The sequence below is a fragment of the Streptomyces sp. GbtcB6 genome (assembly GCF_019091475.1).
In the GTDB taxonomy this organism is placed as follows: domain Bacteria; phylum Actinomycetota; class Actinomycetes; order Streptomycetales; family Streptomycetaceae; genus Streptomyces; species Streptomyces hyaluromycini.
The window spans coordinates 1-509 of sequence record NZ_JAGXJL010000195.1; the positions used below are offsets into that span (position 1 = coordinate 1).

Sequence of the window (509 nt, forward strand, 5' to 3'; positions counted from 1 at the left end):
CCGTCGGCGAACACCGCTCCGGTCGGGGTGAGGCGGGTGATGTCGGGCTTGGCGATCAGGTCGCCGTGGGCCAGGTGGTGCAGCACCTGGGTGTTCATGATCGGGTGGCTGGTCAGCAGGTCGTGGTCCGGGGCGGGCAGGCCGAGCCGGGTGAGGTCGCCGACCAGGGCGTCCACCAGCTGAGTCGGGTCGCTGGGCAGGCTGACGCCCTTGGGCGGGTCGACGTCTCCGCTGAGTACGGCGTCGGTGGGCAGGCCGAAGATGTGCTTGGGTACGTAGCGGTAGCCGCGTCGGACGGAGAAGAACGCCTGGTCGGCGTGGCGGGCGGCGTCGCAGGCGATGTCGACCCCGGAGTTGCCGGCGCCGACGATCAAAACCCGCTTGCCGCGCAGTTCGATGCCGTCGCGGAAGGTGACGGAGTGGCGCAGGTCTCCGGTGTAGGAGTCGGCTCCGGGCAGCGACGGCCTGTTGGGGTGCCAGGTGACGCCGGGGGCGGCGATCAGACCGTC

Annotated in this window: 1 protein-coding gene; it reads right to left on the bottom strand. The window is 71.1% G+C overall.

The genetic code is table 11. The features are described from left to right. The coding region (locus tag KVT45_RS55140; RefSeq protein WP_217562671.1) for an NAD(P)-binding domain-containing protein at positions 1–509 on the bottom strand (509 nt) is incomplete at both ends.